Origin of the sequence: Janthinobacterium sp. BJB401 (assembly GCF_013372745.1) — a bacterium.
GTDB lineage: Bacteria > Pseudomonadota > Gammaproteobacteria > Burkholderiales > Burkholderiaceae_D > Janthinobacterium > Janthinobacterium rivuli.
The window spans coordinates 20,549-41,767 of record NZ_JABXFH010000002.1 but is presented as its reverse complement, the minus strand read 5'-3'; the positions used below and the strand labels follow the sequence as shown (position 1 = coordinate 41,767).

Here is a 21,219-nt window from a genome sequence, read left to right as displayed (position 1 = left end):
ATTTATTGGCAGGATAACATTGCTGCAAGCTGGCCGGCTTGATCTGGCCATGCGCGCGTGCAGGCCGGCGCTAGCCAATGACGGGGATGGGCAAGGCCGACACTTTCCAGCTGCCTTTGAGCTTGCGCTCCATCAAGGCCGGCAAGGCGCTGGCGTCGGGCGCGCCTTTCTTCGTGAACGTCACCGGCACCAGCAGATAGATGGTGACCTTGTCATCGTCGGCGATGTCTTCTTCCTCCGGCGCCGGATTCCAGCGCTTGTCGATGGCCAGCATCGCATCGACGCCGTCCGGCCAGGCCAGGTCCGCCAGGTGCGGATCGTCGCGCCGCAGCAGCTCGCCCGCCGCCAGGCTGGCCTGGTCGAGCGTGCGCCGTCCCAGGCGTGCCAGCAGCGCCACGGGAAAGCGCCAGGGGCTGTGCTCCGCGAAGCCGTGCACGGTCAGCGGCCAGCGGGCCGGCAGGCACACAGCCAGCTCCGTCATCGGGGATTGCTGGAACAGGCCAACCGTAAACAACAGCTTGAAATCGCGCTTGCCGCCGATGCAGCTGATGCCCAGCGAAAAGCGCGCGTCGCCACTGTCCGGGCTGAACACGGCCGGCAGCACCCAGCCGGCGCTGTTGTGCATGAAGGTGCGGATCGCCTCCTGCGGCGACGCGGCCGCTTGCTGCGGCACGTCGAGTATGCTCACGCCGCCGGCGGCAGCGAGCAATCGGGCGATGGCGGGAAAGCCCCAGCCGGTGGCGATATCGACGGGCGCCTGGTTCCAGCGCGTATGCAGGCGGTTCGGATTGGCGCCCCGCTGCAGCAGCAATGCGACCACGTCCTGGTGGCCGCCAACGCAGGCGCTGTCCAGCGGCGAGAGTATATTGTCCGGCAGGCCATCGACGGCGGCGCCCTGCTCAAGCAGCCAGCGGCAGGTATCGAGGTGGCCATGGCTGGCCGCCGCATCCAGCGGCGTCAGGTTGCGGTAACCGGGCAGGGGCAGATCGACGTCCATGCCCAGCGATACGAGCAGGGCGCAGACCTCGCGGCTGCCGCCGGCCGCGGCCAGGTGCAGCAGCGATTCGCCGTCATCCATGTTGTAGCGGCGCAAGGTCAACAGCAGCGGTGTAGCCTCCAGCAGGCTGCGCACCTGTTCCACCTGATTCTCACCGACGGCGTCGCACAGGCGAAAAAACGCTTCGCGGTGCTGGTTATAGAGTGTTTTGTCGACCATGCCTGTTCCCTGCTCGTGGTGGCGGCGCCATCATCGAGCGGAGAATAGCATTTTCTTTCGATTAATCTGCGCGATGTGACAACTTCGGTGTGCGCGTCGGCGGCAATGCCAGGCCGGCCGGCGCGGCATCCGTGCGCAGCACCGGATACAGGTTCAGGCGCTCATCCCAGGAAGCGTGGCGGCGGGCGAAGAACTCCAGGCGCGCGGCCGGGCTCTTGGCAAATACAGGATCGCTGGCCAGCTTTGCGTGGAACTGCGCCGCCAGCGCCGGGTCGGCCGCCAGCTGCGCGCGCGCCACGTCTTCGGCCACGTATTCTTCCATGTATTCCTTGCGCTCGAAGGCCGTATTGAAACTGCCCCAGGCCAGCAGGGAATCGGGCGCGCGCGGCTCGAACAGGGCCACGACCAGGCGCGCCTTGGCCTGGTTGACGGGCACGTACAGCGCGCCCGCAGCGATCACGCGCTCCTCTTTCTGCCACTCGCCCTGCACGGCCGCCGTCTGGCGTCCCTCGAACGACTGCGCCCCGAATTTGACGGCCGTGGCGCGGAAGGTTTCGACCGGCAGCTTGCCCGGCGCGCCGGCGAGCACCTGGTACGACACGCCGTGCTGGCGCAGCTTGGCCGCCACCATCTGCGCCTGCGCGGCGGGCACCAGATAGCCGGCTTTCGGCGCAGCCTGCTGCAGGTCGGGCACGATCTCGTCGCGCAGGGGTACGTTCCAGATCTGCGGCGTCGTTTCGTCGTAGCGCGTCATCAGCGTGCCCGATACTTCGGATGGCGTGCGCGTGTAGGCGTAGCCGCGAAACGCGATCATGCGGCTCTTGTCCGTGGTTTTATACGTGAGCGGCAAGGTCGTGCCGGCCAGCTGCGCGGCGCGCGCGTCCGCCTCGAGCGCCGTCTGCCGCCACTGCGCGCCATGCTGCGCCACTTGCGACAGCAGCGAGACGATGGTGTTGCGCGTGATGCGCACGCGGGTCGGATAATCCTTCCACGAATGGGTTTCCACCAGCATGCCGAAGCGGTTGCGCAGCTGGAAATAGCCGTGCGAGAAGCGCGGGTTCGGCGCCGAATCGACAAAACCCGATTGCGGATTGTCGTTCTCGGCAAACGAAATATAGAACGGCTTCGGGTCCGAGCCCTGCTTGGCCAGATCGGCCAGGACATTGTCGCGCAAGGCCGTGCCGGCCACGCGCAGGGCAGCATCGCCTGCATGTACGGGTTCGACCTGGATCGAGATATCGGGTTCGAACTGGGCGCCATCGGTGACGTGCAGGTCGACATACGCCAGCGGATCCCAGGCATTGACCAGCGCCAGCATGTGCTGCATCTCGGGCGTATCGGCCTTCATGTATTCGCGGTTCAGATTGTAGTTTTGCGCCGTGCTGCGCCAGCCCATTTCCACGGGGCCGCGCTGGTTCGGACGGTTCCACTGGCCGAAGCGCTCATGGCCATCGACATTGAAGACGGGCACGAACAGCAGCACCTGTTTATCGAGCGCGCCGGGCGCCGCCTTGCCCTCCAATACTTCGCGCAAGGCCAAGAAGCCCGCATCCTTGCCGTCGATTTCCCCCGCATGGATACCACCCTGCACCAGCAGTACCGGTATCTTGCGCAGCTTGGCCGCGTCCGGCGTCAGCGCGCCCGTGTTGGAAACGGCCAGCGCCAGCATGGGGCGGTTTTCCGGCGTGCGGCCAAATTCCACACAGCGCACCTGCTTTGGATAGCGCGCCTGGAACTGGCGGCACAAGACTTCCACCTCAGCGTAGCGGCCCGTATTTAAAAAGCCCGAGCGCTCGGCCACCGTGGTCAACGGCGAAGCGGCAGATACAGGGGCAGAAAACAGAGACAACAAGGCGGCGGACAACACGGCGTGGCGTAGCATGGGTCAAACTCCATCGAGAGAGGACAAGCGGGCAATTATAGAGTGGCGGTGAGATAAAAACGCCGTGGCAAATAAAAAAGCCGGAACAGCGTCAGCTGCTCCGGCCTTGCTCTGGCAAGCGTGAATTACGAGCCAAAGTGGTAGTTGAATTCGACCCATCCCTGGCGGCCTTGCGGGCTGTAGTTGCCGATCGGGTAGTACGGCCAGCCGTTGCTGGTGTCGCGCTTGATCTTGTCGAAGACGTTGTTGACGATCAGCGACACGGTGGCGCGGTCGTTGATGCGGTACACGGTGCTGATGTTGGCCAGCGCCGTCGGCGTCAGGTAGCCCTTGCCGGCAGAGTCAGGCACCTTGCCGTAGCGGCTGACCAGCAAGGTATTCGACCAGTCGCCTGCGCCCCAGTTGACGCTCAGGTTCAGCTTGTCGGGCCAGTCCCTGTTGGTCATCGATTTGGTTTCATCGGTCTCTGCGTCACCGGCGAATTGCTGCGATTTCTTGCTCAGCACCCGGGCGTAGTTGGCCTTGAAGGCGAAGCGGCCATAGTCTGCCGTGCGCAGCAAATACTTCAGGCTGACGTCGATGCCGCTGCTGCTTTGCTTGGCCGCGTTGATCGGGTTGACGGTGATGGTCTTGATCTCGCCCGCCTTGTTCAAGGCATTGGCCGCGTAACGCTCGATGCGGCCCACGGTATCGATACAGGTCGGCGAGCCGATGTCGGCCTTGCCCAGGCGGCAATCGGATTCGTCGCGCAGCAGCTTGTCGGCGTCCAGGTTCGTCACCAGGTCGTCGATCTTGATGTTCCAGTAGTCGACCGAGACGTCGAAATTGGCACTTGGCGACCAGACGGCGCCCACGCCAAAGGACTTGCCCTTTTCCGACTGCAGCTCGCGGCTGCCGTTCTGCACGTAATCGGCGCCAGGCGATTTATTCGCGTACTCGCAGCCGTCGATGGCTTGTCCGGCGGCGTCGCAACGGTAGTAGTCGGTGGTGCTCGCATAATAGCCTTTGCCGCGGGCCTGGTAGATGTAGTTCATGTCCGGCGCGCGGAAGCTGGTGGCGTAGTTGGCGCGGAACAGCAGCTCCGGCGCCGGGCGCAGTTCCAGCCCGCCGTTGTAGGTGAACTTGCCTTCCTTGCGGCCGGCAAAGCTGTAGCGGTCATAACGGCCAGCCACGGTACCGGTCAGCTTCTCATGCAGCGGCACATTCAATTCCGCGCCCAGCGCATAGCGCGAACGGGTGCCGGCCGTGGTGCCCGAACCGGTGGCGATATTGAAATAGCCCTGGTCGATGCGCGCATCGGGTTCGTTGCTGAAGCCCTGCTTGCTCGCCTCGGCAATCGTGGCGATTTTCACCGTGCCGGCAGGCAGCTGGAACAGGTCGCCATTCGTGGCCAGGCTCAGGGTATTCGTCCAGGCCTTGTCACGGCTGTCGCTGTAGCCGGTGATGCCGTCGAATTCGGCAGCCGTCAGGCGGCGCGACAGGCGCGCCGCATCCGGCGCGTAAATGGCCACGCCCTTGGCGTCCGTGCCCAGCTTGGGCCCCAGGAAGAAGCTGTCGATGTTCGACAACATGCGCGGCGTGTGGCCTTCGCTCTTGTAGATGGAAGCGTTGTAGTTGGCTTCATACTGCCAGGCGGTGCCGGGAATGCGGCCCTTGGCGCCCAGCGAGATGGCCGTGGCCACATCCTCCCAACTGCGCTTGTAGCGCTGCACGCCGCCGATTTCCTCGGGCGCCATGAAGCGGGTCCACTCTTCGTAGGCGCCGGTGTTCTGGTTCAGGAAAGAGCCGCCGTTCAGCGAGGCAGAGGTCCACGACGGGCCGCGCGTCGTGTTGACGGTCTTGTTCTTGCCAAGCAGGAAATCGGCAAACAGCGTGGTCTCCGCATCGAGCTCGTAATTGGCGCTGCCGAACACGTTCTGGCTGCTGTTCTTGGTCTGCGTGGTCCAGTAGGTCGGACGGGCTTTCGGGCTGGCGCAATAGCTGCCATTCTTCGCCTGGTATTTGACGACGCTGCCGCCGAACATGTCGCCGAACTGGTTGCAGGTGTCGCCCAGGTCGACATAGCTGCCGGACGTGCCGGAGGCCTGGGTGCGGCGCGAAGCAATCGTGGTCGGCACGCCGGAGCGGCTGGTCATGAAGTCGCGGTCCATGCTCCACAGCGGGTCGCGTTCACTCAGTTCCACACTAAACAGGGTATGCAGCTTGTCGACATTGCCGCCGCCCGTCAATTGCACGCGCTGGTTGCCGGCGCCGCCGCGCGAGGTACCGCCAACCTTGACGTTGATATCGAAGCCTTCCGCCTGCTTTTTCAGGATCACGTTGACCACGCCGGCGATGGCGTCGGAACCATAGATGGCCGAGGCGCCGCCGTTGAGGATTTCGATGCGGTCGACAATGCTAGCCGGGATGTTCGCCAGATTGGTGAAGTTGACGGCGCCGTCATAGGCGATGGGGAAGTCGGCCAGGCGGCGGCCGTTCAGCAGGATCAGGGTATGGTTTGGACCGAGGCCGCGCAGGCTGATGGTATTGGCCGACGGCGTGAAGGTATTGCCGTAGTCCTCGCCCTGCGTAAAGCCGCTGTTCTGCACCTGGCTGGTCAGCGCGTCGAAGACGTTCTTGTAGCCTTGCTTGGTGATTTCATCGCCGGTCAGGATGGTGACGGAAGACGGGCCTTCCAGGCTGGCGCGGGGAATGCGCGAACCGGTGACCACGACGGCTGGCGGGGTGGCCGCTGGCTGCTGATCCGCTGCGGGCGCTTGCGTTTGCGCGTGCGCCTGCCATGCGGTGCCGCCCAGGATGGCCAGTACGCCAAGGCTGAGCGGGGTTAACTTGAACTGTTTCGACATCGTTGCGCTTCTCAAGGTGGGAGAAAAGCGGGAAGATAGCAAAATGCCAGTCATTCCAGAACGAATGGATTCATCTTTCTATATATCAAAATTGTTATATAGAAAGATTCATGAGCAGGAAATCGTTACGCGCTGACCCTGGCGCATGGCAGGAATATACGCTTTAGCGGCGCATGATGGCAATTTCCTTGTGCAGTGGCCGCAACAGGCGCGTGGCCGTGTCGGCCGGACTCTCGATCGAACTCAACAGCCTGATGGCGCCCGTGGCCGGCGTGCAGCTGCCGCTGCTGCGGTAGCGCAGCGCCGCCGCCAGCATGCCTTCGGCCGGATCGCCCAGCTGGTGCTGGTAATCATCGGCCACGTCGCAGGTCGGCGCCATGCCGTCGGCAAAGTCGCCAAAGCCCTTGGCGTTGACGCCCTGGAACTGCACGGCAAAATACGTGGTGCCGCAATTGGGCGTGGGATAGAAACCGTAGGGCTTGCCGCACGTCGTGCCGCCGATCAGGTTCACTTGCACGTCCACGCCGCGCAAGCCGTTGATGATGGCTTCGCTGGCCGAGCAGGTATTACCCGTTGTCAGCAAGGTCACGCGCTTGAGACCCAGCGTGGGCAGCGCCGTCCCCTTGGACAGGGGATTGGGCGCGGGAAAGCCCTGGCTTTGCGCATGGAATGGCACGGGTGCTTCCGGCCGCGTCTTGTCATTGAAGAGCACCTGTTCGAAGGTCTTGCCGGTGGTCACTTGCGGGCCGGCAATCATGTAAGCGAGTTCGCTGGCCACATCGAGGTAACCGCCGCCGTTGTAGCGCACGTCGAGCACCAGGTCGCTGATGCCGGCCGCCTGGAAGCGGCCCATGGTCTCGGCCAGCTGGCGTTCGGCCACGTTGTTGTGGGTGTTGAAGGTCAGGTAGCCCACCTTGCCCGTCGGCGTGTCGATGATGCGCTCGTTCTGCACGGCGCTGGTGCTCACGTCCAGCGCCGTCAGGCTCACGGACAGGGGCGCGCCGTTGCGGCTGAAGCCCAGCGCGTGCGTGCCTTGCGCCTTGGGGAACAGGCCGGCGTTAAGGATACCCACACTGGCAGCGTCGGGGGCATGGACGAAATCGACGCCATCGACGGTTTGCAGCACGTCGCCGCGCCGCAAGCCCGCCCGGTCGGCCGGCGAGCCTGGCTCGACGATCGAGATCACCGCCGTGCGCGGCGGCGTGGTGCGCGTCAACGCCAGCAGCATGCCGTAACCGAGTTCCACGCCGTTGAGCGAGTCTTCCCACTCTGCCGTCGGCAAGGTGAAATGAAACTGGTCCTTCGGCTTGCCGGACGCCGTCGTGGCCGTCGTTTTCAGCACATCAAAATACGCCTTGGCCGTGGTGAAGCTTTGCGGCTGGTAGGTGGTCGGCACTTCGCGGTACCACAGATACGTTTCATCGATCCAGCTGCGCACCCACGTCTGCTCATCGAGCAAGCTGCCAGACTTGTCGATGCTGCTGCCGCTGCGCGGTGCCTCGCAGCGGTTTGCGACCGTCGAGGACGCGACCAACGCCGTCGGGCCCACCGGCGTCAAGGGTGGCACGACGGGCGCGCTATCGCTGCCGCCTCCTCCGCCTCCGCCGCAGGCACTCAACAACAATACGAGAGGAACGGCCAGGGACGAGAGGCGCAGGGAATGCATGACAAACTTTCTGAAAAGAAATTATCTAAAAATTATAATGCGTTTTGCCAGCAGACGTTGTTTTCTTTGATACAAAAAAATGGCGCCCGCAGGCGCCATTGCTACTGTGTTTCGCTCACCCCATCACGCCACAGTGGCCGCCACGGGTGCTGCCACGACGGGCGGCAGCGGCGTCGGTGCATTGAAGGCGATCAGCAGACTGGCTTCCTTCTCTTTCGCCGCCTTCAAATGACGCTCCTTCACGTGGCCATAGCCGCGGATGTCTTCCGGGATGCTGGCGATGGCCACGGCTTGCGCCAGCTTGGCCGTCGTCAGTTTCGGCAGCAAGCCGCCCACCGTCGCGCGGTACTCAAGAATCAGCGCGCGCTCCATCTTGCGCTCGGCCGTGTGGCCGAAGATGTCAAACGCCGTGCCGCGCAAACCCTTGAACCTGGCCAGCACGCCGAACGCCTTCATCATCCACGGGCCGAATTCCTTCTTCACCAGATGGCCCTGGGCGTCGGTCTTGGCCATGATCGGGGGCGCCAGGTGGAACTTGAGCTTGATGTCGCCTTCGAACATGGCGGCGATCTTCGCCTGGAAGGCGCCGTCCGTGTACAGGCGCGCCACTTCGTACTCGTCCTTGTACGCCATCAGCTTGTAGAAGTAGCGGGCCACGGCTTCCGTCAGACGCAAATGCGGGCCATTCAAGGCGCTTTCGGCGGCACGTACCTGTTTGATGAAATCCAGGTACTGCTGCGCATACGCGCGGTCCTGGTAGGCCGTCAGCAGGGCGACCCGTTTTTCGATCAGGTCGTCGAGCGTTTCGATGCGCTTGAATTCCACCACCTTGGCTGGCGTTGTCATGCGCACCAGACTGGCCGCGTCGTGGGCACCGGCGCGGCCCCAGTTGAAGGCGGCCTTGTTGAACGCCACCGAGACGTTGTTCAAATCGATGGCTTTCATGATGGCCGCTTCGCTCAATGGCACTTTGCCCTTTTGCCAGGCGTAGCCCAGCATGAACATGTTCGTCGCGATCGAGTCGCCCATCAGCACCGTGGCGATCTGGCCCGCGTCGATGAAGTCCACGTGGTCGCTGCCGCAGGCCTTTTCAATTTCCATGCGCGCGGAAGCACCGGGGAATTGCCAGTCCGGGTTCTTCACGAAGGCGGCCGTCGACGAGCTGGTCGAGTTGATCATGGCCCAGCTGCGCCCTTCCCCCATGCGCGACAGCGCGTCACGGCTGGCCGTGACGATCAGGTCGCAGCCGATCACGAGATCAGCCGCACCCGTGCCGACGCGCGTCGAGTGGATGTCTTCCTGGCGGTCCGCCAGGCGCACGTGCGACATGACAGGGCCGCCCTTTTGCGCCAGGCCGCTCATGTCCAGCACGGAACAGCCCTTGCCTTCCACGTGGGCCGCCATGGCCAGGATCTGGCCGACGGTGACGACGCCCGTGCCGCCGATGCCGGTGACCAGGATGCCGAACGGCTCGGCCGTCGAGGGAATCGTCGGTGTCGGCAAGGCCGGCGCGGCTGGCGCATCCTTGTCGGCGGCAGCAGCTTTTTTCGGCTTTTTCAAGCCGCCGCCTTCTACCGTCACGAAGCTGGGGCAGAAACCCGTCGTGCACGAAAAATCCTTGTTGCAGGACGACTGGTTGATCTGGCGCTTGCGCCCCAGTTCCGTTTCCAGCGGTTCCACCGACAGGCAGTTCGATTGCACGGAGCAGTCGCCGCAGCCTTCGCAGACGGCTTCATTGATGACGGCGCGCTTGGCCGGGTCCGGGTATTCATTGCGTTTGCGGCGGCGGCGTTTTTCCGAGGCGCAGGTCTGGTCGTAGATCATGGCCGACACGCCCGGCATGTCGCGCAGTTCGCGCTGCACGTCCATCAATTCCGAACGGTGGCGCACGGTGACGCCTTCGGCCCAGGCGTAATCGTCCGGGTATTTTTCCGGTTCGTCCGTGACGACGATGATCGGGCCCACGCCTTCGGCGGCGATCTGGCGCGAAATGATGGCCGGAGATAATGGCCCGTCGAATTCCTGGCCGCCCGTCATGGCTACCGCATCGTTGAACAGGATTTTGTAGGTGATATTCACCTTGGCCGAGACGGCGGCGCGGATAGCCAGGATGCCCGAGTGGAAATACGTGCCGTCACCAAGGTTGGTAAACACGTGCTTTTCATTCGTGAACGGCGCCTGCCCCACCCAGGTGACGCCTTCGGCGCCCATGTGGGTAAACGTCGACGTTTCGCGGTCCATCCACAGCACCATGTAGTGGCAGCCGATGCCAGCCAGCGCGCGCGAGCCTTCCGGCACTTTCGTGGAACTGTTGTGCGGGCAGCCGGAGCAGAAGAACGGCGTGCGGTCCTTTTGCGGATCGGGTTTCACGCTGATCGCTTTGAGCACATTCTCTTTGGCTTCCAGGTAGGCGATGCGCTCCTTCACGCGCTGCTCGACCGGGTGGCCCGCGTAGTAGCGCGAAATGCGGCTGGCAATCGCGCGGGCGATCATGGCCGGGTTCAGTTCATACGTGGCCGGCAGCAGCCAGTCGCCGTGACCGGTACCTTTCTGGTTGCTCCATTCGCCCGTGTCGTCGAACTTGCCGACCACGCGCGGACGCTCGCCATCCTTCAGGTTGTAGAGCTCTTCCTTCAGCGCGTATTCGAGGATTTGCCGCTTTTCTTCCACCACGAGGATTTCATCGAGGCCCTTGGCAAATTCGTGCACGCCGTCCGCTTCCAGCGGCCAGGTCATGCCGATCTTGTACAGGCGGATGCCGATGTCGGACGCCGTCTGCTCGTCGATGCCGAGGTCCGCCAGCGCCTGGCGCGTGTCCAGATACGATTTGCCGGCCGTGATGATGCCGATGCGCGCCTTCGGGCTGTCCCAGATGATTTTATTGAGCTTGTTGGCACGCGCATAGGCCAGCGCCGCATACCATTTGTAGCTGTTCATGCGTACTTCTTGTTCCAGCACCGTGTCGGGCCAGCGGATGTTCAGGCCACCGGCCGGCATCTCGAAGTCCGTCGGCAGGGTGATCTGCACGCGGTCCGGGTCGAAATCGACGGCGGCGCCCGACTCGATGATGTCGGTCACGCATTTCATCGACACCCATAGCCCCGTGTAGCGGCTCATGGCCCACGCATGCAAGCCGTAATCGATGTATTCCTGCACCGACGACGGATACAGCACGGGAATGCCGCAGGCGTTCAGGATATGGTCGGACTGGTGCGCCGTGGACGAGGATTTGGCCGCATGGTCGTCGCCGGCCAGCACCAGCACGCCGCCATGCTTGGCGGAACCGGCGTTGTTCGCGTGTTTGAACACGTCGCCGCAGCGGTCGACGCCGGGGCCCTTGCCATACCACATGCCGAACACGCCGTCGTATTTCGCGTCTTCGAACAGATTCGTTTGCTGCGTGCCCCACACCGCCGTGGCGGCCAGGTCTTCGTTCAGGCCCGGATGGAATTTGACGTGGTGTTCATCGAGATATTTTTTTGCCTTGATCGCCGTCATGTCGACGGACGTCACAGGCGAACCGCGGTAACCGGTGATGTAGCCGGCCGTATTCAGGCCAGCCTTCAGGTCGCGCTCGCGCTGCAGCATGGGCAGGCGGATCAGCGCTTGCGTGCCCGTCATGAAGGCGCGGCCACGCTCCAAGGTGTATTTGTCGTTTAGCGAAATTTCGGACGCGTGCGCGCCCGGCTCAAGACTCGAGCCCTTGATTGGTGCATTCATTACTTGTCTCCATTATTCTCTGTGCTACGCGTGCAAAGTCGGTTGAACTCACACGTACCGGCCGCGCTTTGTGAGCATGCCGGTGCGGAAAAATGACTTGTTTGTCGTAGACTACCACAGGAAGGCGCGCAGTTCTTTTGCTGCACTGCACTCCTGCGTTCGTACCTTTTGCTGCTTTTTAGTGCTTCTTTTTGCAGGCACCACCAGCTTACGCCGCGCTCGTATCTTTCAGCACACCGCGCTTGATCTGGTCCAGCTCGATCGATTCGAACAGGGCGCGGAAATTGCCTTCGCCGAAGCCCTGGTCGCCCTTGCGCTGGATGATCTCGAAGAAAATCGGGCCGATCACCGTCTGCGTGAAGATTTGCAGCAGCAGTTCGCGTTCCGTTTCCGTGCTGTGGCCATCGATCAGGATGCGCAAACGGCGCAGTTCTTCCAGCTGCTCGCCGTGGTTCGGCAGGCGGCGGTTGACCAGCTCATAGTACGTTTCAATCGTATCCTGGAAATCGATACCCGTATCGCGCATGCCTTGCACGGAGCCATAGATATCATCGGTACCCAGCGCGATATGCTGGATGCCTTCGCCGTGGTACTGATCCAGGTATTCGGCGATCTGCGACTTGTCATCCGACGATTCGTTGATCGGAATGCGGATCTTGCCGCATGGCGAAGTCATGGCCTTCGACTTCAGACCCGTATGCTTGCCTTCGATATCGAAATAGCGCACTTCGCGGAAGTTGAACAGGTTTTCATAGAAACCGGCCCATTCCTTCATGCGGCCACGGTGCACATTGTGCGTCAGGTGGTCGATATAGGTCAGGCCATGGCCGACGGGGTTGGCAACGGCGCCGGGAATGGCGACGAAGTCGACGTCATAGATGCTGATGTCGCCGATGCCGCCTGGCGCCGCTGCGTTTTCCTTGTCGGCGCCCTTGCCGCGCCAGCGGTCGACGAAGTAGAGCAGCGAATCGCCCACGCCCTTGATGGCGGGGATATTCAGTTCCATCGGACCGGTTTTATTGTCGAAACCCCAGGCGCCCAGTTCCAGCGCGCGGCGGTAGACGAAGGCCGCGTCGTCGACGCGGATGGCGATGGCGCACACGGACGGGCCGTGATGGCGCGCAAAACGCTGCGCGAACGAATCTTGTTCGGCATTGATGATGAAATTGATGTCACCCTGGCGGTACAGGGTCACATCCTTGTGGCGGTGGCGCGCGATGGCCGTGAAGCCCATGTTCTCGAACAGCTTGCCCAATGCTTTTGGGTCTGGTGCTGCATACTCGACGAACTCGAAACCATCGGTACCCATCGGGTTATCCCAAGGCTGAAATTGCATGATGTCTCCTCCAAGAAGTAGCGCACAGTATAGGCGCGGTCTGTGGGCATTAAATGCCAAAGATCTCCCGAACAATCATGATTTGCGCAATAATATTGCGTGAAACACGAACCACCGGAGGAAGCATGAGCAAAATTACGCTGGATAAAACGGATCGCAAGATCCTCGCCGTCCTGCAGGCCGATGGCCGCCTGTCGAACCAGGACGTGGCCGAGCAGGTCAGCCTGTCGCCGTCGCCATGCTTGCGCCGCGTCAAACGGCTGGAAGAAGCGGGCGTGATCCGCCAGTACGTGGCCCTGCTGGACCCGGAAAAGATCGGCTTGGGGCTATTGGCCTACGTCAACGTGCGGCTGGAAAAGCACAGCGACGCCTCCGCCCATGCCCACAGCACGGCAAGAGTGCTGGCGCCGAATCTGGTGACGAACACCTCGCCGCGCGCCGACTTCGCCGTGGCCGTGGCGCAATGGCCGGAAGTGGTGGCCTGCTACGCGATGACGGGTGAAATGGATTATCTGTTGCGCGTGCACGTGGAAGACATGGAGCACTTTTCGCGCTTCATGATGGCGACCCTGCTGCGCCACCCGGCCGTGCTGGACGTCAAATCGAGCTTTGCCTTGCAGCGCATCAAGGATACGACGGCCCTGCCCTTATTGTGACGACGGTGACGGCGGTGACGGCGGTCCGGGCTTCTTCTTGCGCCCCGGCAAACGATCCCACAGTTTGAACGCGGCGCGCGCGTTGGCCTTGAACGTGTAGTCGAACATGGCGAACTGCTCCTGCACGGCTTCCTGCAGCATGCTGCTCGGGTTCGGCGGCAACAGCTTCAGGTAGGCATCGGCTTCGCCATAGTCGCGCTGGATTTCCATGCCCGCTTTCTTGGCGATATGCATCATCGTCTTGTTCGACGACAGACAATGCATGTACAGCGTATCGACGTCGTTGTTACGGCAGTGAATCGCCGCCCGCTCGAACAGTTTTGAACCGACCCCCATGCCGCGCATGGATTTCGACACGGACACGCCAAACTCGGCCACCTGCTCCTTGTCCGTCACGATACTTTTCGCCGGCGACGTGTCCTTCGGCGCGAACGCCAGATGCCCCACGCCCACCAGCTTGAACAAGCTGTTGTAGACGCCATAAATCATGTCACGCGAGAAATCCATCTTTTGCACGTACTGGGCCACGAGCTCATCGGGCAAGGCGCTGCCAAAGCGCAGCAGGCGGTCGCTTTTCTCCAGAGAAAGAAAATGCTTCATCATGCGGCGCCGGTCGCGCTCATGCAACTGCTTGACGAGCACGCTCGGACGCCCGCCGCCGCTACGGCTGAGCCAGCGGCGAAACGGGTTCTGGAACAATTTGGGCAGGGTCATGGCAGCTCCGTGCTGCTGATCGCGTTCGTGACGGCCTCCACGCGCGCCGCATGGATGACGGCCGGAATGCGTTTCGGTTCCTGTGCGCAAGCTTGTGCCAGCGCGCCCGCATCCACGCCGCGCACGGCCGCCAGCATGGCTTGCAGCCAGGCGGACTGCGGAAATACAGGATCCTGTGCATGCACATCGCAGGCGATGGCGTCCAGCATCTGCACGAAACGCTGCGGCTTGCGCAGTCCGTCGCAGCGTTCGCACAGACTGACGATCGCTTCGGCGCTCAGCGCCAGCGCGCCGTTGATATTGTCCAGCTCGCGCGCCGCCATGACGGCCAGTTCGCGGCACTCGTTGGGCACGCGCAGGCGCTCGCTCAGTTGTTCGATGGCATCCTTGCTCATATGCAGCATCAAGACGGCAAAGCGCACGGGCAAGTCATGACCTTGCGCGGCGGCATGGTCGACCACTTGCAGCAAGCGTTCGCTGATGCTGATTTCGCCCATGACGCGCGCCAGCGCGCCGCACTCGTGCAGCACCGTCAGCATGCGCGACGGCCGCGCTTCCATCAATCCTTTTGCCACTTCCTGCCACACGCGCTCGGCCACCAGGGCGTCGACTTCGCCGTCCTGCACCATCCGGCGCATCAGTTCCATGGTGGCCGGGGCGACAGTGAAAGTATGAAAACGGGCGGCAAAGCGGGCCAGGCGCAAGATGCGCACGGGATCTTCACCGAACGCATCGGAAACGTGGCGGAAGATTTTGTTCTCGATATCATGAATACCGCCGAACGGGTCGGTCAACGTCCCGTCCTCAGCCTGGGCGATGGCGTTGATGGTCAGGTCGCGCCGCACCAGGTCGTCTTCGAGCGTGACGTCGGGCGCCGTGTGGAAGACGAAGCCCCGGTAGCCGGGGGCCGTCTTGCGCTCCGTGCGGGCCAAGGCGTATTCTTCCTGCGTCTTCGGGTGCAGGAAGACGGGAAAATCCTTGCCGACGGGCCGGAAGCCCCGGCGCAGCATGTCTTCCGGCGTGGCGCCGACGACCACGTGGTCGTGGTCTTTCACGGGCAAGCCCAGCAGTTGGTCGCGCACCGCGCCACCGACCGTGTATATCTTCATAACACTCTTTTCTTAATCAGGCAGTTCCGCGTCGTGCTTGGCAGCCACTTCCGTCTCCGCCAGCGCTTCCGTGATCCAGCGGGCCACGGCCGGGTGCGCCTGCACGCGCTCGCAATACGCGTTCAGCGCCGGCGCCAGGCTCACGCCATACGTGCGAAAGCGCATGACGACGGGGGCGAAATACGCATCGGCGATGGAAAAGTCGCCAAACAGGAACTGGTGGTGGCCAAAGCGCGATAAACACTCTTCCCAGATTTCGCTGATGCGGCCGATGTCCGCCTGCGCGGCGGCCGTGCGGCCCCGTCCCGGCAACTTGGCCTTGATATTCATCGACATATCCGTGCGCAAGCCCGTGAAGCCCGAGTGCATTTCCGCGCAGACACAGCGCGCCATGGCGCGCGCGGCCACGTCTTGCGGCCACATGTGTTTGTCGGGAAACTGCTCGGCCAGGTATTCGCAGATGGCCAGGCTGTCCCAGATCGTGATCTCGCCCGCCAGCAACACGGGGACCCGGCCGCAGGCCGAATATTCGGCGATTTTGGTGGCCGTGTCCTGCTGGTCGAGCAGTACGCGCACTTCCTGGAACGGGATGCCGAAGGCCGTCATGGCCACCCACGGGCGCATCGACCAGGACGAATAATTCTTGTTGCCGATGATGAGGGTCAGGCCCGGTTCGCGCGCGGCGGCCAGGGTTTGCGTCAGGCTGGGATCAAGGATGGTCGTTTGCATGGTCAGCTATCAATAGTATGGTTCAAGGCAAATCGGCCGCGATGGCGCTGTTTTTCGGGCCCACGGTGCCCAGGCGCGCTTTCAGCGACTGCGGGCTCTTCTCGAACAAGGCCGCGTAATACGTGGCGTTGGCCATCACGTTTTTCACGTAGCCGCGCGTTTCCGTGTACGGAATGATCTCGGCAAAGATGGCGCCTTCCAGCGGCCGCGTCATGGTGGCGCGCCAGATGCGCAAGCGCCCCGGCCCCGCGTTGTAGGCGGCGCTGGCCAGCACTTGCGAACCGTCGAGACCGCCAAGCACCATGTTCAGGTAATTCGTGCCCAGCAAGACGTTGGTGCGCACGTCGCTCAAGGTTTCCGTGACGAAATCGGTGAGGCCGATCTTCTTGGCGACATACCGGGCCGTCGACGGCATCACCTGCATCAGGCCGGACGCGCCCACGTGCGACTGCGCATCCATGATGAAGCGCGATTCCTGGCGGATCAAGCCATACACCCAGGCCTTGTCGAGGCCCAGGGTTTGCGTGGCCGGATGCATGACGTCGTCGTGCGGCGTCGGATAGCGCTGCGTATAGTCCACTTCCAGGCGCGTGCGATCCGAGGTGTTGACCATGCGGTCGAGCACATTGTTCTGGCGCGCAAATTCCGCGGCCGCCAGATGCTGGCGGTCCGTCATCGAACGCAATTCCCAGTTCCACTCGCGCGTGCCTTCGAAGCGCAAGCGCATGTTGAAAAATTTCAAGGCGCGCTGCAAACCCGGATTGGCAGCCATGGCGGCGATTTCCGCCGGCGTGATGGGCTGGCCCGGCGGCGGCAGTACCAGGTGGTTGCCCAGCTCTTCATTGGCCAGCAAGCCATAGAAATTCGATTGCTCGCTGATTGTGCGGTACAGGGCATCGGCCTGCGCGTTCGGGCGGCCCGGCGTTTCCGCCTGCTGCGCGCGCGCCAGCCAGTAGACCCAGGTAGGATCGGCGCGCAGGGACGCCGGCATGGCCTGGATGGCGGTTTTCACCAGCGGCCAGTTGCCTTCACGCAAGGCGATACGCGTTTTCCACTGCATCTGCTCCTGGGTCAATGGCGCGCCATTGGTTTTTTGCCAATATTCAAACGCTTCCGGCGCCAGCGAGTACGACGCTTGCAGGGCCAGGCTGGCCCAGCCGATGGCTTGCTCCTGCGGCGTCAGTTGCGCACTGGCCTTTTGCAGGGCCACCACGCCCAGTTTCAGGGTGCTTTTCGCCATGCGGCCGACGGCCACCAAATACATCTCGTGGTCGGCGCGACTTAGACCCGCGCCCTTGGCCAGCACCAGCGCCGGCAAGTCGATCGCTTGCGCCATCTTCGCGTCGGACGCGCCCAGCAGCAGCGCGATGCGGCGCGCCGGGCCCGTGGCGTTGGTCTGGCCCGCCAGGCGGATCTGCGCCCACAGGTCGTTCGTGTCGAACTGGCCATTTTGCGCCAATGCCGCGATCAGGCTGCCGCACGCTTCGCCATAGCCGGGAGGCGAGACGAGCAGGTTGCGCGCCTCGGCCGCCACGTTCTGGCCCTTGGCGGCGCGCGACATCAGCGCGTAGCACTTGAGCTGGGTGTCATCGTCGAGGGCGAATTGCGGATATTGCTCATCAAACACAACCCAGTCGCGCTTGCGGCCCAGCTCCAGCAGCCAGTCGTTGCGGAAACGGTCGGCGATGGCGCTACCCTTGTAGCGGTTCAGGTAATCGCGAAATTGCGCCTCGGTCAGCAGTTTGATGCGCGGTTTCAGCCGATAATAGTCAACATACGATGGAATCTGGTAATTCGTCAGGCGCCCCGCATAAAAGTCGGCTTTTTCGACGTCATCCTTGCGCGCGGCGTCGCGCAGCAGCAGGAAGGCATCGTCCTCGCTGCGCGTGTCGGGCGCGGCAGGCGTTGCGGTGGCGGATACCTGGGCCAGGGCGGCCAGGGGAGACAAGGCCGATGCAACACACAGCATCGTGCCGGCAATCCATTTCAGTGGGGAAATCAATGTACGACTCTCAATCTTAACTTGATGGTGATATGAATAGCGACCCTAGAATAACATGCGATCCGGCTGCACGGCCACCCATTGCGCCACAGGAAAAAGCCGGCTTGCGCAAAGCCTTGCTGGCGACCCGCCGCGCCCTGCCCGACGCCAGGCGAGTAAGGTGGGATGCGGCCATCGCGCAGCGCCTGCTGGACTGGTGCGCGCAGGAAAATGTCGAGGAACTGGGCGTGTACTGGCCCCTGCACGGCGAGCCGGACTTGCACGGCGCCTATGCGCAACTGGCCGCGCGCGGCGTGCAATTAAGCTTGCCGGTGGTGCTGGAAAAGCATGCGCCGCTGGCATTTTCCGACTGGACGCCGGGCGAGCCCATGGTCAAGGATGGCATGGGCGTGGCCGTGCCGGCCCGTTTGCGCCTGCGTGCGGCGCCCGCCACCCTGCTCGTGCCCTGCCTGGGTTTTAATGAGCAACGTTACCGGCTCGGCTATGGCGGCGGCTATTACGACCGCACCCTGGCGGCCACGCCGCGTCCGCGCACCCTCGGCATCGCGTATGCCTGCCTGACGGCCAGCTTTCCCAACGGCGAATACGACATCGCCCTCGATCACATCGTGACCGAGGGCGATCTGCTCTGACGCATCAGAAGGTTTATTTCACCAGGCGCTGCCACAATGCGGTCGTGGGCGCCGCCTGGTTCATGCTATAGAAATGCAAGCCTGGCGCGCCGCCTTCCAGCAGGCGTTCGCACAAGCCCGTCACCACGTCCAGGCCAAAGTCCTTGATGGATGCGCTGTCGTCGCCGAAGCTGGCCAGTTTCAGACGCACCCAGCGTGGAATTTCCGCGCCGCACATGTCCGAAAAGCGCATCAGCTGCGTGTAGTTCGTGATCGGCATGATGCCGGCCACGATGGGCACGTTGATGCCCATCTTCTGCGTCTGCTCGACAAACTGGAAATACGCGTCGGCATTGTAGAAGTACTGGGTGATGGCCGCATCGGCGCCAGCCTGCACCTTGCGCGCGAACGCGTTCAGGTCGTCCTGCGGCGAACGGGCTTGCGGATGCACTTCCGGATAGGCGGCCACTTCGATATGGAAATGGTCGCCCGTCTCGGCGCGGATGAATTCCACCAGCTCGTTGGCATAGCGGAACTCGCCCGAAGCGCCATAGCCGCTCGGCAAATCGCCCCGCAAGGCCACGATACGCTTCACGCCGGCCGCCTTGAAGTCGGCCAGCACGGCGCGGATCGATTCGCGCGAGCCGCCCACGCAAGACAAATGCGGTGCGGCCTGTTCGCCGGCCGCCAGGATCTCGCGCACGGTGTCCAGCGTACCCTGCTGCGTGGTACCGCCAGCGCCAAAGGTCACCGAGAAATACTTCGGATGCAATTCAGACAATTTGACACGCGTGGCGCGCAGCTTTTCCGCCCCTTCCGGGGTTTTCGGCGGGAAAAACTCAATACTGAAATTATGCTTTTCCATCGTCGCTACTCAAAAGTAAGGTCGACAGGGCCCAGGAAATGATGCTGTACAAGATGGCACCACCCACGGCAGACCAGAAACTGGCGACATGGAAACCGTCGATTATCTGCGCCACGAGCCAGAACATGAAGCCGTTGATGATCAAAATGAACAGGCCCAGCGACAAGAACGTCACAGGCAGGGTCAGCAGGATCAGCAAAGGACGGATCAGCGCATTGACCAGCCCCAGCACGGCAGCAGCCAGCAGCGCCGTCCAGCCGCTGCTCATCGTCACCGAGTGCATCAGGTAAGGGACGGCAAACAGGGCTGCCGCATTGATAAACCAAATCAGTAGCAAGCGCATTTCTCTAGCCTGTCAAAAGTAGGGTCAGGCCGGCGGCAGGCGCCGGCCCTCAGAGGGTGAGTTACAGCCCCGGACTACCGATTAATAGCGGTAGTGTTCAGGTTTATAAGGACCTTCCGTGCGCACGCCGATGTAGTCGGCTTGCTCTTGCGTCAGTTCCGTCAGCTGCGCATTCAACTTTTTGAGTTGCAAACGGGCGACTTTTTCGTCCAGGTGTTTTGGCAGGGTGTACACGCCGATCGGGTAGTTGGCCGTATTCGCGTACAGTTCGATCTGGGCGATCGTCTGGTTGGCAAACGACGAGCTCATCACGTACGACGGGTGGCCCGTGCCGCAACCGAGGTTGACCAAACGGCCTTCGGCCAGCAGGATGATGCGGCGGCCCGACGGGAAGATGATGTGGTCGACTTGCGGCTTGATGTTTTCCCACTCGTATTGTTTCAACGAAGCGACGTCGATTTCATTGTCGAAGTGACCAATGTTGCAGACGATGGCCTGGTCTTTCATGCGCGTCAGGTGATCGTGCGTGAGGATGTGGTAGTTGCCGGTGCAGGTGACAAAGATGTCGCCGTGTTCGCAGGCGTAATCCATGGTCACGACGCGGTAGCCTTCCATCGCCGCCTGCAGTGCGCAGATCGGATCGACTTCCGTTACCCACACTTGCGCCGACAGCGCGCGCATGGCCTGGGCCGAACCCTTGCCGACGTCACCGTAACCGGCGATGACGGCCACTTTGCCGGCGATCATCACGTCGGTGGCGCGCTTGATGCCGTCGACCAGGGACTCGCGGCAGCCATACAGGTTGTCGAATTTCGATTTCGTGACGGAATCGTTCACGTTGATCGCAGGGAAAGCCAGCTTGCCTTCCTTGTGCATTTGATACAAACGGTGCACGCCGGTGGTGGTTTCTTCCGTCACGCCGAGAATTTCGGGCAGACGCTTCGAGTACCAGGTCGGGTCGGCCAGCAGATGACGCTTGATCGAGTTGAACATGCAGATTTCTTCTTCCGAACCGGGATTCGCCAGCACCGACAGATCGGTTTCCGCGCGCACGCCCAGGTGCAGCAGCAGGGTGGCATCGCCGCCATCGTCGAGGATCATGTTCGAGTAGACAGCCTTGCCGTCCACGCTAGGCCATTCGAAAATGCGGTGCGTGTATTCCCAGTAGTCATCCAGCGACTCGCCCTTGATGGCGAACACAGGCGTGCCGGCGGCGGCGATGGCGGCGGCAGCGTGATCTTGCGTGGAGTAAATGTTGCACGATGCCCAACGCACTTGCGCGCCCAGTGCTTCCAGGGTCTGGATCAGCACGGCGGTCTGGATGGTCATGTGGATGGAACCGGTGATGCGCGCGCCTTTCAAAGGCTGCGCTGCCGCGAATTCTTCGCGGATGGCCATCAGGCCAGGCATTTCCGTTTCAGCAATCTTGATTTCTTTGTCGCCCCATGCGGCCAAGGTGATATCGGCGATGGTGTAGTCGTGTTGCGATTTGAGTACGGCGTTCATCACGCCCTCCTTTCAGTT

The 21,219-nt window shown here is 62.4% G+C and carries 15 protein-coding genes; 2 read left to right on the top strand and 13 right to left on the bottom strand.

The features are described 5' to 3' along the window. Positions 1–70: 70 nt before the first annotated feature. From HWE17_RS01875 to hppD, 6 genes are all read right to left on the bottom strand, one after another. Entirely contained in the window at positions 71–1,216 is a 1,146-nt protein-coding gene (locus HWE17_RS01875) for an ankyrin repeat domain-containing protein (RefSeq protein ID WP_176387650.1), read from the bottom strand. Between the two features lie 61 nt (positions 1,217–1,277). Next, positions 1,278–3,098 carry a M14 family metallopeptidase gene (locus HWE17_RS01870; protein WP_176387649.1) on the bottom strand — a complete coding sequence of 607 codons (1,821 nt, stop codon included), beginning with the start codon at positions 3,096–3,098 and terminating at the stop codon, positions 1,278–1,280. 125 nt (positions 3,099–3,223) lie between these two features. Beyond that, entirely contained in the window at positions 3,224–5,944 is a 2,721-nt protein-coding gene (locus HWE17_RS01865) for a TonB-dependent siderophore receptor (protein ID WP_176387648.1), read from the bottom strand. A gap of 163 nt (positions 5,945–6,107) precedes the next feature. After that, on the bottom strand, positions 6,108–7,610 hold the full coding sequence (locus HWE17_RS01860; protein WP_176387647.1) for a S41 family peptidase: 1,503 nt from the start codon (positions 7,608–7,610) through the stop codon (positions 6,108–6,110). A gap of 123 nt (positions 7,611–7,733) precedes the next feature. Then, a complete protein-coding gene (locus HWE17_RS01855) occupies positions 7,734–11,330 on the bottom strand; it encodes an indolepyruvate ferredoxin oxidoreductase family protein (RefSeq protein ID WP_176387646.1) in 3,597 nt (1,198 codons plus the stop codon). A 208-nt stretch (positions 11,331–11,538) separates the two neighbouring features. Next, positions 11,539–12,666, bottom strand: a complete 1,128-nt coding sequence (gene hppD, locus HWE17_RS01850) for a 4-hydroxyphenylpyruvate dioxygenase (RefSeq protein WP_070304536.1) — start codon at positions 12,664–12,666, stop codon at positions 11,539–11,541. Between the two features lie 125 nt (positions 12,667–12,791). On the opposite strand from hppD, the gene HWE17_RS01845 reads away from it, so the two are divergent. Beyond that, positions 12,792–13,322, top strand: a complete 531-nt coding sequence (locus tag HWE17_RS01845) for an Lrp/AsnC family transcriptional regulator (protein ID WP_035823904.1) — start codon at positions 12,792–12,794, stop codon at positions 13,320–13,322. On the opposite strand, the gene HWE17_RS01840 is transcribed toward HWE17_RS01845, so the two are convergent. Genes HWE17_RS01840 through HWE17_RS01825 form a run of 4 tightly spaced genes read right to left on the bottom strand, consistent with a single transcriptional unit; the run spans position 13,314 to position 17,876 of the window. Continuing rightward, entirely contained in the window at positions 13,314–14,036 is a 723-nt protein-coding gene (locus tag HWE17_RS01840; protein WP_176387645.1) for a GNAT family N-acetyltransferase, read from the bottom strand. The genes HWE17_RS01845 and HWE17_RS01840 overlap by 9 nt on opposite strands. Continuing rightward, on the bottom strand, positions 14,033–15,145 hold the full coding sequence (locus HWE17_RS01835) for a multifunctional CCA tRNA nucleotidyl transferase/2'3'-cyclic phosphodiesterase/2'nucleotidase/phosphatase (RefSeq protein ID WP_176387644.1): 1,113 nt from the start codon (positions 15,143–15,145) through the stop codon (positions 14,033–14,035). Before HWE17_RS01835 ends, HWE17_RS01840 begins: the two co-directional genes overlap by 4 nt. Positions 15,146–15,157: 12 nt before the next feature. Further along, on the bottom strand, positions 15,158–15,874 hold the full coding sequence (locus HWE17_RS01830; RefSeq protein ID WP_035823898.1) for a glutathione S-transferase family protein: 717 nt from the start codon (positions 15,872–15,874) through the stop codon (positions 15,158–15,160). Between the two features lie 22 nt (positions 15,875–15,896). Beyond that, entirely contained in the window at positions 15,897–17,876 is a 1,980-nt protein-coding gene (locus HWE17_RS01825) for a lytic transglycosylase domain-containing protein (protein ID WP_176387643.1), read from the bottom strand. A gap of 104 nt (positions 17,877–17,980) precedes the next feature. Between HWE17_RS01825 and HWE17_RS01820 the strand changes: the two genes are divergently transcribed. Continuing rightward, positions 17,981–18,508: a 5-formyltetrahydrofolate cyclo-ligase gene (locus tag HWE17_RS01820; RefSeq protein ID WP_176387642.1), complete on the top strand. Its 528-nt coding sequence runs from the start codon at positions 17,981–17,983 to the stop codon at positions 18,506–18,508. A gap of 13 nt (positions 18,509–18,521) precedes the next feature. On the opposite strand, the gene metF is transcribed toward HWE17_RS01820, so the two are convergent. The 3 genes from metF to ahcY all read right to left on the bottom strand — a co-directional run bounded on the left by metF (position 18,522) and on the right by ahcY (position 21,201). Then, on the bottom strand, positions 18,522–19,352 hold the full coding sequence (gene metF, locus HWE17_RS01815) for a methylenetetrahydrofolate reductase [NAD(P)H] (protein WP_176387641.1): 831 nt from the start codon (positions 19,350–19,352) through the stop codon (positions 18,522–18,524). Then, positions 19,339–19,695, bottom strand: coding sequence for a phage holin family protein (locus HWE17_RS01810; RefSeq protein ID WP_176387640.1), 357 nt, complete (start codon positions 19,693–19,695; stop codon positions 19,339–19,341). Before HWE17_RS01810 ends, metF begins: the two co-directional genes overlap by 14 nt. Positions 19,696–19,776: 81 nt before the next feature. Further along, a complete protein-coding gene (gene ahcY, locus HWE17_RS01805) occupies positions 19,777–21,201 on the bottom strand; it encodes an adenosylhomocysteinase (protein WP_176387639.1) in 1,425 nt (474 codons plus the stop codon). Positions 21,202–21,219 lie beyond the last annotated feature (18 nt).